This is a genomic window from Aestuariivirga sp. (assembly GCF_965227715.1).
GTDB lineage: Bacteria > Pseudomonadota > Alphaproteobacteria > Rhizobiales > Aestuariivirgaceae > Aestuariivirga.
Window position 1 is genome coordinate 1,502,806 of record NZ_OZ245771.1, and the last position, 14,667, is coordinate 1,517,472.

A 14,667-nucleotide genomic window follows, 5' to 3' on the forward strand; every position below is an offset into this window, starting at 1 on the left:
TCTTGCTGTGGTCTGCATCACAAGGAAGAATATTCGCGAATTAATTTTTGGGGCCGTCCGTGCCAGGCCCGTCGCCGCCGCGATTGTCGTTCTTCGGTGCCGGCGGATTGAACACGCCGCCCGAATTTCCATTGGGCGTATCGGGCGAGATGCCTGAAAGGCCGGCGCAGGTGGAGTTTATATCGAACCCGCGCGGCAGCCCGGCCTTGCCAGACAGGAAGGGGAACGCATCACTGCCGTTCACCTTGATGCCAATGTTCCGCACGATGCCCTTTGGTCGGGTGATATCCCCACGGGGACGGGCTATGATGAAGTCGCAACGCCGGCGCAAAGTCTGGCATCCGCCTGCATTGCAGAAATCGGCCGCGCCGCTCAGCAACGTGACTGCGGTGACGCCGTCAGGACCGATATAGATGTCAAACGCCGTGCCGCGCACGCCGAGCGTCCCAGATGGCGTTTGCAGCCTGTAGGCCTTGTGATCCGATTTGCCGCTGATCCAGCGCAGTGTGCCCTTGGTTGCGCCGATGGCGAGCTTCTTGACGGTGCCGCCCCCGCCGAAGACATATTCATCGATGACCACGGATGAATTGGGGCCGACGGCCAGTTTGGTACCGTCGATGAAGATGAATGCGCCCACGCCCGAGGCATTGCTGCGGATGGTCTCGTCCCGGAATATGGAATCGCCTTTGGAAAGGGTGCCATTCTGGCCTTGTACCCGCGTCGAAATATCAACGGCCGCGCCCACTTTCTCGGCGGCACGAGGAGGGTGAGCCGAGGCCAGGAGAGTGAGAACCATGGCGCTCATGAACAGCGCAGGCGAGAGGCCGGGAGTCGTCATGCCGTCACTCCTCATGTAAGCAAAAGCGGGGAGGCCCGTCAGCTTCTCCGCGCAATTTAGAAGTGCTTAGTTTAGTCATGGGCTCAAGCGCGGTTCAAGAGCCCAAGCGCGGTTGAAGCCTCGTCAAGCAACACAAAAAGGCAATTTCATCAATTCATGATTGAGGTTCGCTCCGGCCTGGGAGAAAGAAAACGTCGAATGGTTCGCTCTTTCCTTTGAGGGCCACCTTTCCGGCATGGACCGTTCCATAGCCGGGAATGCGCCGTGCGGTCTGCTCCGACACCAGAATATCAGTTCCGATTTCCTTGCAGGCCGACTCGATCCGCGCGGCGGTATTCACCGTGTCCCCCACCGCTGAATAGCTGAGCCGCTTCAACGTTCCGACATTGCCCACGCAGGCAACCCCTGTGTGAATGCCGATGCCGATCCGCACCTCATGGCCTGGCCCCAAGCCCAGCGCATCCGTTCGGTTCAGTTCCGCCATCGCATCGCGCATGCGCAGGGCTGCTTCCGCCGCCTTGGCCGGATGATCGCCCACATCGAGTGGTGCGTTCCAGAATGCCATCAGCGAGTCGCCAATGAACTTGTCGAGCGTCCCATCACACTCCACCACCGGCACGCTGAGCGCGCCGTGAAGCTTGTTGAGAAAACGGATGGTCTCCTGCGGGGCCAATGTCTCGCTCAGGGCGGTAAAATCCCTGACATCCATGAAGAGAACCGTGATCTCACGGTTGACGCCACCCAGCCTCAGCGCATCCGGACTCTGTTCGATCCGCGCCAGCAAGGTGGGGGAAACGTATCGTCCAAAGGCCTGGCGGATGTAGCGGCGCTCACGCTCGATCACCACATACCAGAAGGCGGTGGTGCAGAAGACGGTGATGAGCGCGCCGCCCAGTGGCGCCACCGGATCGACCAGCAGGCCTTGCGAGGCGAACAGATACCAGCACAGCGCAAGAATGACGGCGCCCGCCACGGCCGCCGATGCCAGCGCCACCAGCGGCCCCACGAAACTTGCCAGCACCGCCAGAAGAAGCGACAGCGCGGCAATGGCGATCACTTCTGCACCATCAAGCCAGGCTGGACGGTTGAGGAATTGCCCGGCCAGGATCTGCTCCAGAATCTGAGCGTGAATGGCGACCCCTGGAACGGGCTCGGAGAGTGGTGTCACCCGGATGTCCTGCAGTCCGGCGGCAGAAACGCCAACCAGCACGATGGCGCCTTCGAGCCTGGTTTTCTCGTCAAGGCTCAGCGGCGCGGGGGACAGCAGCCTTCCTGCGGGAATGAAGCGCCCGGTATCGCCCGGGGCTGCGTAGAAGCGGAACTGCCCATCTTCGGACAGCGGCACCGTCACATCTCCCACCCGGAGAGACTGTGCGATGCCTGGGTAGGTCGGGTCGGCCTGCACGATATAGGTTGAGGCTCCAAGCCCCAGCCGCAGCGCCTCCAGAAGCAGAGCGGGATAGAGATTACCGCCGCCCGCCAGAAGAAGCGGCACCTGCCGCACGCGGGAGCCAACCTGCTCTCCGCTGAGGCTGATGTGTCCAAGCCCCGCCGCCGAAGCGGTCAGTTCGGGCATCGGCATAATCGCGTTTTCAATTTGCGTAAGACCACTCGCAACTTCTTCGCCCGAAACAACAAACCCGGCCTTGGGGGTGGGCAAGGGTCCCTCCCCCGGCTTGTCAGCGAAGGCCAGGGATACGGGCCCTGCCGTCATGGATCGTGCGAAAACCGCGTCACCATCTCCCAGGGCCTCAAGGGCCGCGCGCTCCGACGGTGCGAGGCTCTTGGCCAATTCCCGCGGCGAGAGGCGATCGGGCTCGGCAAATAGAATATCGAAGGCGACGGAGACTGCTCCGGCCTCGAACAGCCGGTCCGTCAGGCGCGCCAGCGTGCGCCGCGGCCAGGGCCATTGGCCCTGCTGTGCCAGGGACGCTTCATCGATGGTGACGACGGCCACGGGGGTTTCAACCGCCACACGCGGCTTAAGCTGCTGGTAGATATCGAAGGATGCCGCGCGCAGATCCTGCAATGGCTGCGGGTCCAGCCAGCGCAAGACCGTCAGCAGCCCGGCGACTGCGACGCCGATGATGAACCCGCCGCTTCTCGCCTTCTTCATCCTGTGCCCCGCCCGGGCGCCCGCCCCAACGGCTTGCCTCAGTACATGGACTTGATGTCGGTGAGTTCCCGGGCGAGCCCTGCCTCATCGTGGATCTCGATATAGCCCGCAATCACCGGGAGACGCGGGCCGATCAGCGCGCCAGTAACGGAGAAGAACTCATCCTCGTCAATAGCTTCGGTAGGCCTTCCCTCTTCGGCGAACATTAGCGCCACGCAGGCGATGGCGAAAACCGCCACATTGGGTTCGACTCGCGCAAAGAACCGGTTCTTCTCGGATACGGCGCCGATGCGGGCAATGGGACCTTGCTCGGCAAGCGCGATCAGGATTCGCGCCATCATCTCATTCTCCGGAGCGGACTCATCCGCGCGTGGCCCCAGGCTGCGGCGGGCGGCATCCACCCGGTGTTCGAGAATCAGCCACGGTGGAGCCGAATAACGCCCGGCGATGTGGATGGCGGCACGGAAGAAATAGGCATTAAAAGTCGGGTTGTGGATCAGGCTGTCATCCCGGATGCCGCGCGCCACATCATGCATCAGGCCGGGGGTGAAGGGTGACGGCATCTTCCGCCAGCTCGGCAGGAACAGCGCGATCGAGAGATTGGCACCGCAATTCATCAGGCGGTCCACCAGGCGCGCAGCCTGCGCCACGGCACGCGAGAGGAAGGGCACGCGCTCCGGTTCCCCCTTTCCGAAACGGTCGGCATTGGCCAGATCCCGAACATAATATTGCGCTGCCCGCAGGCCGTCGCGCACCCCTGCTGCAGCGCAGGTTGCATGTGCGGCGATAGGAACGGGCTCGGTTCGCGAAGCGGTGGTCATATCTGTATTTGAGCGCCGGGAGGCACCCGCCGTCAAGTTTTCCTATTTGGCCCGCGCGGCCTCGCGGATTTCTGAGAGGCTGCGGGCGGGGGTGATGGCTTCGGGGTCGATCAGGCAGTGGATGATGGCCGGCTTTCCGGCCCGGCGGGCGCGGTCCAGCGCCGGGGCGAAGTCTTTGGTTTCCCGAACGGTTTCACCATGGCCGCCATAGGCAATGGCAAGGTCAGCAAAATCCGGGTTCCTGAGTGCAGTGGCAGACACCCGGCCGGGATATTCGCGCTCCTGGTGCATGCGGATGGTGCCATACATGCCATTGTCGACGACCACGACGATGATGGGCAGGTCATACTGGATCGCGGTGGCAAATTCCTGGCCGTTCATCATGAAGCAGCCGTCACCTGCAAAGGCGATCACCTCCCGGCCGGGCTGAAGGGCCTTGGCGGCAACCGAGGCCGGAACGCCATAGCCCATGGTGCCGGAGGTGGGGGCGAGCTGTGAGGCGAAGCTGCGGAACGGCCAGAAGCGATGCACCCAGGTCGCATAATTGCCGGCGCCATTGCAATAAACCGTGTCCGCCGGCATTACCTCTCTCAGATGCGCCATGATTTCGGACATCTGCACCTCACCCGCCGTCCTGATCTTCGCGGGGTCGCTCCAGGCGAGATAATCGGCATGCGCGCGCTCTGCAGCACCGGCCCAGTTCACGCTGTTGGGCCTCGGCAAGTCCGCAGCGCTGGCCGCGAAAGCATGGGGCGCGGCGAGGATGCCGAGACCGGCGCGATAGACCTTGTTCAACTCCTCCGCACCCGGATGAATATGGACGAGCTTTGCGCCATCGCCCGGAATGTCCAGCAGCGTATAGCTTTGTGACGGCATCTCGGAGAGACGGCCGCCCACAAGCAGGATGAGGTCCGATTCCTTCACCTGCTGCAGAAGCTTCGGGTTGGGTCCGATGCCGAGGTCGCCTGCGAAGTTCGGATGGTCCGCCGGAAACAGCATCTGGCGGCGGAAACTGACGGCGACGGGAAGTTCAAAATTCTCCGCAAACCGCGCAATGTCTGAGACACCCTGCTCGCTCCAGCCGGAACCGCCCAGCAGCAGAATGGGGCGCTTGGCTGAGAGCAGGCGGCGGCGAAGCGCGTCCATGTCATCAGGCCCAGGCTTCATCACAGCGGGTGCAAATGGAAGCGCATCCGCTGCCTCCACCACATCCGTCAGCATGTCTTCGGGAAGAGCGATCACAACGGGGCCAGGGCGGCCTTGGGTCGCCACATGGAAGGCGCGGCTTACCAATTCAGGGATACGCTCGGCGCGGTCAATCTCGACCACCCATTTGGCGATCGAGCCGAACACCGCCTTGTAGTCGATCTCCTGAAAGGCCTCGCGCTCCTTCATGTCACGCGCGACCTGGCCTACGAACATGATGAGCGGAGTTGAATCCTGTGCCGCGACATGAACGCCGCAGGAGGCGTTGGTGGCGCCGGGTCCGCGCGTCACCATCACGATGCCGGGCTTGCCCGTGATCTTGCCGGCTGCTTCCGCCATATAGGACGCACCACCTTCCTGGCGGCACACGATGGTCTTGATCTCCGCATCATAAAGCGCGTCGAGCACGGCCAAATAGCTTTCACCGGGCACGCAGAACACATGGCTGGTGCCGTGAATTTTCAGCTGGTCGACGAGGATCTGCCCGCCACTGCGGCCGGTCATCGGTTGGTCCTCAACAGCATCGCGCGGGTTTCGGACACGGCATTGGCATGGCCGTCAAAGCCCTCATAGCGCGAGATCACCTCGGCATGTTTCGCCAGTTCCGGATAGGCTTTGCCGGTGACATAGGCCACCGAAGTGCGCTTCATGAAATCATAGACAGTCAACGGTGAGCCGGTCTTGGCCCATCCGCTGGTGGGCAGCACATGGTTGACCCCGATCACGAAATTGCCGAGCGTCGGCGGCGTGTGCCGGCCCAACAGAATTTCACCCGCGTTTTGGAGGCGGCCCAAATATTGGAAGGGCTCATCCGAATGAACGCCCAGATGCTCCGGCGCATAATCATTGCAGAAGGCAATGGCCTCTTCCTCGTCCCGCGCCAGCACGATGCCACCCATGGGGCCTTCGAGCACGGTTGACGAATAAGACACGCGCTGTTCTCCCATCTGCTTCCAGAATTCGGGGATCGCCGCCATCGCATCCTCGGCGACCTTGCGGCTCCACGTAACGAGGAAGGCGGATGAATCCGGCCCATGCTCAGATTCGATAATGAGATCGAGGCCGGCGAGGCGGCCATCCGCTGTCTCATCCGCCAGCACAATCAACTCGCTGGGGCCTGCGGGCGTTCCAACGTCAATCAAATGCGAGACGAGGCGCTTCGCGGCCCCCACCCAGGGACTTCCCGGCCCGACGACCTTACTGCATCTGGGGATCGTCTCCGTGCCATAGGCCACGGCAGCAATGCCCTGCGCGCCACCGGCCTTGAAGACTTTGCTCACCCCCGCCATGCGCGCGGCAACGAGCGTTGCATCATCGATACGACCATCAGGGCCCGGTGGCGTGATGATGCAGATTTCTTTGACGCCCGCGACCTTGGCAGGGATCGCCTGCATCAGCACGGAGGATGGAAACGCACCCTTGCCACGCGGAATGTAGCAGGCAACCGAAGGAATGGCCGTGGTGCGGTCGCCTGCGAAGACGCCGGGGCGGATCTCGTGAAACCACATTTCATGCGGCTTCTGGTCTTCATGAAATTTACGGATCGAGACAGCCATAAACTCCAGCGCCTCACGCACTTGTTGATCCAGCGTGTTTTCAGCGCGCGCGAAATCTTCGTCCGTTGCGGCCAGCGCATCAGCCTCGACCGGGGCCTTGTCAAACTGCCGGGCGAAGCGGGCCACGGCTGCATCCCCTTCAGTCTTCACGGCGAAGATGATGGGCTTCACCTTCTCCTCGAATTCCGCAAGATCTGCCTCGCTGCGCTTTAAGAGCTGGTCGCGCGCGGTGCGCGTCATCTTCGAGAGATCGTGGAAACTGATGGTCATGTTCTTATCCGTTCAGAGAGTGCCGAAGGTCTTGTGCCAGTGCCGCGCGATGTCAATGCGGCGGGGGATCCACACCTTGTCATGCGACAGAACATAATCGATGAATTTGGCCAGGCCCACGGCGCGGCCTGGCCGCCCGATGAGGCGGCAATGGAGGCCAACTGACATCATTTTCGGGCTGCCGCGGCGGCCTTCCTCATAAAGGCAGTCAAAACTGTCCTTGAGATACTGGAAAAAGTGCTCGCCCGTGTTGAAGCCCTGCGGTGTGGCAAAGCGCATGTCGTTGGCATCGAGCGTATAGGGGATGATGAGATGTTGACCGCCGCCGGGCTTCCTCAGGAAGTAGGGCAGATCATCCGCATAATCATCGGATGAATAGAGGAAGCCTCCCTCCTCCATCACGAGCTTCGTCGTGTTCATGGAACAGCGGCCGGTGTACCAGCCCAAGGGCCGTTCGCCCGTCACCTCCGTATGGAGGCGGATCGCTTCGGCGATCTGGCGGCGCTCTTCCTCTTCGGACATATCCTTGTGCTCAACCCATTTGAGGCCGTGGCTGGCAATTTCCCAGCCTGCCTCCTTCATCGCGTCCACCTGCTCCGGCGAGCGCTTCAGCGCGGTGGTCACGCCATAGATGGTGAGCGGCACTTGGCGCCCGGTGAACATGCGCCACAGCCGCCAGAAGCCGGCGCGTGCGCCATATTCATAGATCGACTCCATGTTCCAGTGGCGCTGCCCCACCCAGGCCTGCGCACCGACGATCTCGGAAAGGAACGCTTCGGATGCGGCATCGCCATGGAGAATATTGTTCTCGCCGCCCTCTTCGTAGTTCAGCACAAACTGCACGGCAACATTGGCGCCGCCCGGCCATTGCGGGTCGGGGATCGCCCGGCCATATCCCTTCATGTCGCGCGGATAGTCACTCATGCCGCCCACTCCTCATTCGTCAGGTCACCACCGGATAGACTTCAATAATGCCACGCCAGATCATGTCGAGGGCGACATAGAGGATGATGATCAGGCCCACATAGGCAATCCAGCGGTGTTTGCTGAGCAGCTTTGCGATGAAGGACGCCGCCAGTCCCATCAGCGCCACCGATAGCGCCAGGCCGATGATCAGCACGCCCGGATGCTCGCGTGCCGCACCAGCAACCGCCAGCACATTGTCGAGTGACATTGAGACATCCGCCACGATGATCTGCCAGGCGGCCTGCGCAAAGCTCTTGCGGCCGGGCGCGGCGCCGATGACGTTGTCGGCATTGATATCCTCGCCGGTGATGGTCTCGACGGCATCTTCCTCGCCATGGCCATCGCGCAGCTCGCGCCACATCTTCCAGCACACCCAGAGCAGCAGAATGCCGCCGATGAGGATGAGGCCCAGCACCTGCATGAGCTGGGTGGCAATCGCCGCGAAACCGATGCGCAGCACGGTGGCTGCCAGAATGCCGACGAGGATCGCCTTGTTGCGCTGATCCTTTGGAAGTCCCGCTGCGGCAAGGCCGATGACCACGGCATTGTCGCCAGCCAGCACCAGGTCGATCATGATGACCTGGCCCAGCGCCCACAGGGCATCACCCGTCAGCAATGACTGCACGAATTCCGGCATGAAAAACTCCTCGCGGCTTTCAGCACCAACAGGGCGGCAAGCGCAAGAGTTTCCTGTGAGGGGGATCCGTCGGATGTTCCGTCAGGTAATTCGCTGAATCGACGCGGCAATTTCCTCAGGCTCGAACACCCGCTTCCAGTCATCGCGCATCAGCATCGGTTTGCCGAACTGAATCGCCTTGTTGCAGGCATCGGAAAACACGCCCGGCTGCTCCTTGAAGATCACGGCCCCAAGGATATTCATATGCCCCAGCAGGAAGTCCCGCGCCGCTTCCGCGGGAACGCCGCGGGCCACCACCTCGTCCATCGCTTCGCGCATCACGTCCAGCAGCGAGGCGACCACGGTTTCCGAGAGGCCAGGCTCCAGCAGTGCCATTTGCTCCACCGTCACCCGGTGCGAACGCATGACCGGAGCCCAGATGGTGCGGGCCACCTCTTCACCCAGTGCATAATGCTCTTCCGGCCCCTGCATGAGGGCGGAAACGATGTGCTGCTTTGCCGCGATGCCGCCGAAACGGTCCAGCTTCGCGTCAGGGTCCGTCTCGTCGTTGAAGATCGGCGGGTGGCAGGGGTGGGTCACGAAATAGGTGAGGTCCGGCCGCTCCGGCAGATGGCCCGCGAAGGGTGCGGCCGCATCGAGCACCACGACCATCGTTCCAGGCTTCAGCAGATGATTGATGGACTGCGCCACCTTGCCAATGTGGGTGTCCGGCACGGCGAGGACGGCGACCTGTGCATCGCTCAAGGCCTGTTCGGCAGAGACGCATTGAATGCCGAAATCCTGGGCAAGGCGGGCGCGGCCAGCGTCGCTCACCTCCACATGGCGCACCGTAAACGCGGAGTCTTTCAAGTTGCGCGAGAGGCGGTGGCCCATTTTGCCGCCAGCACCAAAGAGAGCGATTGACGTCATCTAGAAACCTCGGATAGCGTTCAACTCTGCTTACATGCTACTGGTATGATAAGTCAATCAGTGTGGGCCGGAGCCAACCGGACCTTTCATGGGAGGTGCCCCGATGGGGCTGAAGGAACTTGCGCGCTCGAAAGAGCCGAAAATCGGTAATTTTGTCGTCGAATTCGCAACGCCGGGGATCGGCCACATCCTCAAGGCGGCGGGACTGGACTTTGCCTTCTTCGACATGGAGCACTCGGGATTCTCCTTCGAAACGCTGAAAAGTGCCGTGCGCTATTTCGAGGCGGCAGGCCTGCCGCTCATCGTGCGCGTGCCGGCCCAGGAGAATGACATGCTGGCGCGCGCCTGTGACATGGGCGCAGAAGGGCTGATCGCGCCGATGATCTCAAGCGCCGCCCAGGCCCAGGCCATGGTCGACTCGGTCAAATATTTCCCCGCCGGAAAACGCGGCGTGGGCCTGCAGATGGCGCATGACAATTACCGCGCAGCCCCCGTGGCAGACGCACTCTCCGCCGCCAATGACCGCACCTCGGTGATCTGCCTGATCGAAACGGCGGAAGGGGCTGAGAATGTCGATGCCATTGCCGCCGTCAAAGGCGTGGATGGTCTGTGGGTCGGGCATTTCGATCTTTCCGTCTCTCTCGGCATTCCCGGCGAGTTCCATCATCCGAAATTCACCGCCGCCATCGACCGCACCATTGCGGCAGCGCAGAAGCACGGCAAATTCCTCGGCCGCCTGGTGCCCAGCACGGAGGCGGGCATCGCCTTCTACAAGCAGGGCTTCGACTTCATCTGCTATTCAGGCGACATCTGGGTGCTGCGCGATGGTCTCGCTGCGGCCTCCAAGGCAATCCGCGAGGGGGTGCGCTCATGAGCGTCTTCCGCGTGGCCCTGTCGGGCGACTTCCGCAAAGCCGATGGTACGCCCACCTTCCCAGACTTCGATCTCACCCCGCTGCGTGAAGCGAAACACGTCGAGATGGCGTTCCTCGAAAATGCCTCGCCACTGAAGGCGGAGCAGCTTGAGGATTTCGATGCGCTGATCCTGCTCGCACATCGCTTTGACGCAACGAGTGTGCCGAAGAATGGACGGTTCGCCGTCGTCGCGCGCTTCGGCGTGGGTTATGACACGGTCGACGTTGCCGCCTGCACCGCCAATGACATTGCACTCGCCATCACCCCCGATGGTGTCAGGCGGCCGGTCGCGGTCTCCATCATCACCTTCATGCTGGCACTCACGGGCAAGCTAATGGTGAAGGACAGACTCGCCCGCATGGGCGGCCCCGGCTTCGCCGCGCGGGGCGAGCACATGGGTGTTGGCCTCGTGGGCAAGACATTGGGCTCACTGGGCGTTGGAAACATCGGGGCGGAAATGTTCCGGCTCGCCCAACCCTTCGACATGCGCTTCATCGCACATGACCCGTTTGCGGATCCCAAAACCGCGGCCGAACTCGGCATCGAGCTCGTATCGCTCGAGGATCTTTTCGCCAGGGCCGATGTGCTGACCGTCAATTGCCCGCTCACGTCTGACACCCACCACATCGTCAATGCGGAGCGGCTGGCGCTGATGAAGCCCACCGCCTATCTCATCAACACCGCGCGCGGCCCCATCGTGGACCAGAAGGCGCTGACCAAGGTATTGCAGGAACAGAAGATCGCTGGCGCGGGTCTTGACGTATTCGAGCAGGAGCCAACGGATCCGAATGACCCCCTGCTCGCGCTTGACAACATCATCGCCGCCCCTCACGCCCTATGCTGGACGGACCAGTGTTTTGCCGGCAATGGTGCAGCAGACATCAAGGCCGTGCTCGATGTGATGAAGGGCATTGCACCGCGCGGCGTCGTCAACCGTGACGTACTGGACAGGCCAGGCTTCAAGGCCAAGCTCGCGGGCTTCGGCACGCGCTTCGGCTAAAGAGACAAGAAATTCCCCGGACAACGGGGATTAGGAATGGCAGCCTCATGCCGCCGTTCAACAATGGGAGGAAGACATGGTTACAAGACGTGACATGGGCAAGATCGGCCTTGCGGCCGGGCTTGCCGGAACGACCAGCTTCGCGGCCCGCCAGGCCGCAGCAGCAGATGCAGCCCAGACGGCGGTCGACGCCGCAAAGCAATATAGCGGCCAAACCATTTCCATCGTGTGGGAAGCAGGCCTTCAGGCGCTCGATCCCCTGAATTTTTCAGGCCCCAAGTGGAAGGAACTGACCGGCATCGACGTGAAAGTCGTCGAGGTTTCGACCGCCGAGATGTTCACCAAGATCATGCAGGACTACAAGTCGGGTGCTGCCGCCTATGACGCGCTGAACGTCATCCCGTCCTGGATGCCGGATCTTGTCAATGCCGGCGCCCTGGAAGACCTCGATCCTTATGTCGACAAATACGGTTACCGCGACGAATTGCAGAAGATCGCCGCCACCTACCGCGACAATCAAATGATGGTGAACGGCAAGATCTATGCCTTCCCGGATGATGGCGACATCTTCGTCATGTATTACCGCAAGGATCTCTTCGCCGATCCGGCGGTGCAGGCAGCCTTCAAGGCCAAGACCGGCAAGGATCTCGTGGTGCCCACCACCTGGGCCCAGTTCGACGAGACGGGTGCGGCCCTGACGGAAATCCTGAAAGACAAGAACATCTATGGCGCCGGCTTCTTCCGCCAGCCGCCCTACACCATGTTCATGTTCCAGGAGCGCTTCCGCAACGAGGGCGGCAAGTTCTTCGACGCGGATACAATGAAGGCCACCATCAACTCGGATGTGGGCGTGAAGGTGTTGACCGACATGCGCGCCGAGAACGCATGGATGCCGCCGGGCGTGGAACAGTGGGGCTTCGTTGAGAACCTCGCCGCCTTCCTGCAGGGCCAGACGGCGATGACCATCTCATGGCCGCCCTATGGCCGCTGGGCCGCAGGCTATGGCACGGACCAGGAGGTGCTGAGCTGGGTGCCGAAATCCACAATCGCCGGCAAGGTGGGCTATGCCATGCCGCCGGGCGGGCACCCGGAACTAGCGGCGGGCTTCTGCCTTGCCGTGTCATCCACCTCGAAGAACAAGGACGCGGCCTATCTGTTCATCCAGTGGCTGAACAGCGAGTCGATCTCGCTCCAGCGCGTACAGCTTCCCTATGCGCTGCGTGATCCGTTCCGCGATTCGCATTTCACCAGTGCGGAATATCTCTCGCGCTGGCCGGATGCGAAGGACTATCTCGCCGCCCTGCAAGCGGGCGCCAACAACGGCCTCCTCGACCTGTCACTTCTCCAGACCGACAAGTATGAAGAGGTGCTCCGCCAGATGATCTCCAAGCTCTGGGCCGGAGATGACCCCAAGGCGATTGCCGACGCCGCGGCGGCGGAGTGGGATGCAATCACCGACAAGATCGGGGTGGATAAGCAGAAGGCGGTCTACGCCAGCTGGGCCTCGAAGTCGGGCGCCTACCCGAAGATGTAAGTACGGCAATCCCCTTCTCCCGTCGGCGGAGCCGATGGGAGAAGGTCCCCGAAGGGGGGATGAGGGCCTCTCTCCGCCGAGTCCCAGTGCCGAAAGAGGCCCTCATCCTTCGCTTTGCGCCACCTTCTCCCATTGCTCTGCAACGGGCGAAGGGAAATGCTCTCCCATATTGGACCCCATGCCCGCCATCGCCCTCCGCAACCCTGACCGGAACTTCAAATACTGGATCATCGCGCCCGCGGTGTTCCTGCTGCTGGCGGTTGGCCTCTTTCCGCTGATCTATTCGCTCGTCGTCTCCTTCATGCGGATCGACATGATGGATACGGATACCTCATTCGCCGGCCTCTATAATTACAAGCAGCTGTTCAAGGATCTGCGCCTGTGGCAATCGCTCGGCCACACGCTGCTGATCACGGCGATCGCCCTGCCGCTGGAGCTGATCTTCGGCCTCGCCATGGCATATCTCTTCCTGGAGAAAATGCCGGGGCGGCAGATCTTCATTTCGCTCCTCGTGCTGCCCACCATCATCTCGCCCATCGTGGCGGGCGCCACATGGCGGCTGCTGCTGGACAATCAATATGGGCCCATCAATCAGATCCTGGGTTGGTTTGCGGGCCACCGGGTCAACCTGCTGTGGACTATCAACCCGCTGCTCGTCTACCCCGCCATCATCTTCTGCGAAATCTGGCAGTGGACGCCCTTCATGTTCCTGGTGCTGCTGGCAGCCCTCTCCAATGTGGACAAGTCGCTCACCGATGCGGCGGAGATCGATGGCGCATCTTTCCTGCGCACCTTCCGCTACATCGTGCTGCCAGCGATCTGGCCCGTCATGGCGGTCGCCATCCTCATCCGCGGTCTCGATCTGTTCCGCATCTTCGATATCATCTGGGCGCTCACCATGGGTGGTCCTGGCACAATGACGGAGACGATCTCGATCTACACTTACACGGAAGGCTTCAAGCAGTTCGAGACGAGCTATACCGCAGCGATTGCGTTCCTCGTCATCGTCATCCTCACCATCATCGTCACCTGGGCCATCCGCCGCATGGGACTTGCGAAATGAGCGCCCTTCCCTTTCACCGCCGCCCCGGCAGCAAGCTCGCCTTCCGCTATCTTCTGGCGCTGGTCCTGACCGTCATCTTCGTTTTCCCCGTCTATTGGCTGTTCATCATTTCCTTCAAGACGCCAGATGAGATCTTCGCCTTCCCGCCCGTGTGGTATCCCAAATCCCTGCAACTCGCCAATTACAAGGTATTGTTCAAGGATGGAGACGCGGCAACAGTGGGGAACAGCCTGATCCTCGCCTCCGTCTCCACCGTCTTCGCGATGATCCTGGGCACCATTGCCGCATACAGCCTGGTGCGCTTCAAGACGGGGGGCGAGAATTTGGCGATCTGGATCATCTCGCAGCGCATGATGCCGCCAGTAGCGATCGTTTTCCCGCTGTTCCTCGTCTATGTATGGCTGGGCTGGGTTGATACCTATACGGGCCTGATCATCCTCTACACAGCCTTCTCCCTTCCTTATGTCATCTGGATGATGCGCGGCTATATCGAGGATATTCCGCTGGAACTTGAAGAGTCAGCGCTGGTCGATGGCTGTTCGCGCTGGGAGGTGCTGTGGAAGGTCGTCTTCCCCATGGCGCGCTCCGGCCTCTTCGCCACCGCCGTCTTCACCTTCGTCTTCGCCTGGAATGATTTCCTCTTCGCCCTGGTGCTGACACGCACGGAGGTCACCACCTACACAGTCCAGGTCACCCATTATTTCGGCGGACAGTCCAATTTCTGGGCCAAGATCGCCGCCATGTCGGTGCTGGGCACCATCCCTGTCTTCTTCACCGTCGCGGTGATGCAGCGCTATCTGGTGCGCGGCATTTCCATGGGCGCAGTCAAAGGCTAGT

13 protein-coding genes are annotated in these 14,667 nt (G+C 61.6%); 5 read left to right on the forward strand and 8 right to left on the reverse strand.

What is annotated here, in order from left to right; all coding sequences use genetic code 11:
* Positions 1 to 40: 40 nt before the first annotated feature.
* From ACO06F_RS07185 to ACO06F_RS07220, 8 genes are all read right to left on the reverse strand, one after another.
* Positions 41 to 838 (reverse strand): FecR family protein, encoded by a 798-nt coding sequence (locus ACO06F_RS07185; protein WP_421696005.1) that lies wholly within the window; start codon positions 836 to 838, stop codon positions 41 to 43.
* 154 nt (positions 839 to 992) lie between these two features.
* Complete coding sequence (locus ACO06F_RS07190; RefSeq protein WP_421696006.1) at positions 993 to 2,954, reverse strand: CHASE2 domain-containing protein; 1,962 nt, start codon at positions 2,952 to 2,954, stop codon at positions 993 to 995.
* Positions 2,955 to 2,992: 38 nt separating this feature from the next.
* On the reverse strand, positions 2,993 to 3,775 hold the full coding sequence (locus ACO06F_RS07195) for a hypothetical protein (protein WP_421696007.1): 783 nt from the start codon (positions 3,773 to 3,775) through the stop codon (positions 2,993 to 2,995).
* Positions 3,776 to 3,817: 42 nt separating this feature from the next.
* The gene (locus ACO06F_RS07200) at positions 3,818 to 5,485 is read right to left on the reverse strand and encodes a thiamine pyrophosphate-binding protein (protein ID WP_421696008.1); all 1,668 of its coding nucleotides are present in this window, start codon (positions 5,483 to 5,485) and stop codon (positions 3,818 to 3,820) included.
* A complete protein-coding gene (gene hisD, locus ACO06F_RS07205) occupies positions 5,482 to 6,807 on the reverse strand; it encodes a histidinol dehydrogenase (RefSeq protein WP_421696009.1) in 1,326 nt (441 codons plus the stop codon). The genes ACO06F_RS07200 and hisD overlap by 4 nt, the downstream gene beginning before the upstream one ends.
* Positions 6,808 to 6,819: 12 nt before the next feature.
* Positions 6,820 to 7,731 (reverse strand): allantoinase PuuE, encoded by a 912-nt coding sequence (puuE, locus tag ACO06F_RS07210; protein WP_421696010.1) that lies wholly within the window; start codon positions 7,729 to 7,731, stop codon positions 6,820 to 6,822.
* Between the two features lie 19 nt (positions 7,732 to 7,750).
* On the reverse strand, positions 7,751 to 8,410 hold the full coding sequence (locus ACO06F_RS07215) for a TerC family protein (RefSeq protein ID WP_421696011.1): 660 nt from the start codon (positions 8,408 to 8,410) through the stop codon (positions 7,751 to 7,753).
* Between the two features lie 81 nt (positions 8,411 to 8,491).
* Positions 8,492 to 9,319, reverse strand: a complete 828-nt coding sequence (locus ACO06F_RS07220; RefSeq protein ID WP_421696012.1) for a phosphogluconate dehydrogenase C-terminal domain-containing protein — start codon at positions 9,317 to 9,319, stop codon at positions 8,492 to 8,494.
* Positions 9,320 to 9,422: 103 nt separating this feature from the next.
* Between ACO06F_RS07220 and ACO06F_RS07225 the strand changes: the two genes are divergently transcribed.
* The 5 genes from ACO06F_RS07225 to ACO06F_RS07245 all read left to right on the forward strand — a co-directional run bounded on the left by ACO06F_RS07225 (position 9,423) and on the right by ACO06F_RS07245 (position 14,666).
* Positions 9,423 to 10,193 (forward strand): HpcH/HpaI aldolase family protein, encoded by a 771-nt coding sequence (locus tag ACO06F_RS07225; protein WP_421696013.1) that lies wholly within the window; start codon positions 9,423 to 9,425, stop codon positions 10,191 to 10,193.
* Positions 10,190 to 11,233, forward strand: coding sequence for an NAD(P)-dependent oxidoreductase (locus ACO06F_RS07230; RefSeq protein ID WP_421696014.1), 1,044 nt, complete (start codon positions 10,190 to 10,192; stop codon positions 11,231 to 11,233). The genes ACO06F_RS07225 and ACO06F_RS07230 overlap by 4 nt, the downstream gene beginning before the upstream one ends.
* Before the next feature lie 76 nt (positions 11,234 to 11,309).
* Positions 11,310 to 12,767, forward strand: coding sequence for an ABC transporter substrate-binding protein (locus ACO06F_RS07235; protein ID WP_421696015.1), 1,458 nt, complete (start codon positions 11,310 to 11,312; stop codon positions 12,765 to 12,767).
* A 178-nt stretch (positions 12,768 to 12,945) separates the two neighbouring features.
* On the forward strand, positions 12,946 to 13,830 hold the full coding sequence (locus ACO06F_RS07240; RefSeq protein ID WP_421696016.1) for a carbohydrate ABC transporter permease: 885 nt from the start codon (positions 12,946 to 12,948) through the stop codon (positions 13,828 to 13,830).
* The gene (locus tag ACO06F_RS07245) at positions 13,827 to 14,666 is read left to right on the forward strand and encodes a carbohydrate ABC transporter permease (protein ID WP_421696017.1); all 840 of its coding nucleotides are present in this window, start codon (positions 13,827 to 13,829) and stop codon (positions 14,664 to 14,666) included. The genes ACO06F_RS07240 and ACO06F_RS07245 overlap by 4 nt, the downstream gene beginning before the upstream one ends.
* The last annotated feature ends 1 nt before the right edge of the window (position 14,667 follow it).

What these genes read in the sequence shown, in the direction of transcription:
- hisD (WP_421696009.1), bottom strand. Translation starts at nt 6,807, where the DNA reads ATGACCATCAGTTTCCACGATCTCTCGAAGATGACGCGCACCGCGCGC.
- ACO06F_RS07235 (WP_421696015.1), top strand. Translation starts at nt 11,310, where the DNA reads ATGGTTACAAGACGTGACATGGGCAAGATCGGCCTTGCGGCCGGGCTT.
- ACO06F_RS07185 (WP_421696005.1), bottom strand. Translation starts at nt 838, where the DNA reads ATGACGACTCCCGGCCTCTCGCCTGCGCTGTTCATGAGCGCCATGGTT.
- ACO06F_RS07225 (WP_421696013.1), top strand. Translation starts at nt 9,423, where the DNA reads ATGGGGCTGAAGGAACTTGCGCGCTCGAAAGAGCCGAAAATCGGTAAT.
- ACO06F_RS07220 (WP_421696012.1), bottom strand. Translation starts at nt 9,319, where the DNA reads ATGACGTCAATCGCTCTCTTTGGTGCTGGCGGCAAAATGGGCCACCGC.
- ACO06F_RS07240 (WP_421696016.1), top strand. Translation starts at nt 12,946, where the DNA reads ATGCCCGCCATCGCCCTCCGCAACCCTGACCGGAACTTCAAATACTGG.
- ACO06F_RS07245 (WP_421696017.1), top strand. Translation starts at nt 13,827, where the DNA reads ATGAGCGCCCTTCCCTTTCACCGCCGCCCCGGCAGCAAGCTCGCCTTC.
- ACO06F_RS07200 (WP_421696008.1), bottom strand. Translation starts at nt 5,485, where the DNA reads ATGACCGGCCGCAGTGGCGGGCAGATCCTCGTCGACCAGCTGAAAATT.
- puuE (WP_421696010.1), bottom strand. Translation starts at nt 7,731, where the DNA reads ATGAGTGACTATCCGCGCGACATGAAGGGATATGGCCGGGCGATCCCC.
- ACO06F_RS07230 (WP_421696014.1), top strand. Translation starts at nt 10,190, where the DNA reads ATGAGCGTCTTCCGCGTGGCCCTGTCGGGCGACTTCCGCAAAGCCGAT.
- ACO06F_RS07195 (WP_421696007.1), bottom strand. Translation starts at nt 3,775, where the DNA reads ATGACCACCGCTTCGCGAACCGAGCCCGTTCCTATCGCCGCACATGCA.
- ACO06F_RS07190 (WP_421696006.1), bottom strand. Translation starts at nt 2,954, where the DNA reads ATGAAGAAGGCGAGAAGCGGCGGGTTCATCATCGGCGTCGCAGTCGCC.
- ACO06F_RS07215 (WP_421696011.1), bottom strand. Translation starts at nt 8,410, where the DNA reads ATGCCGGAATTCGTGCAGTCATTGCTGACGGGTGATGCCCTGTGGGCG.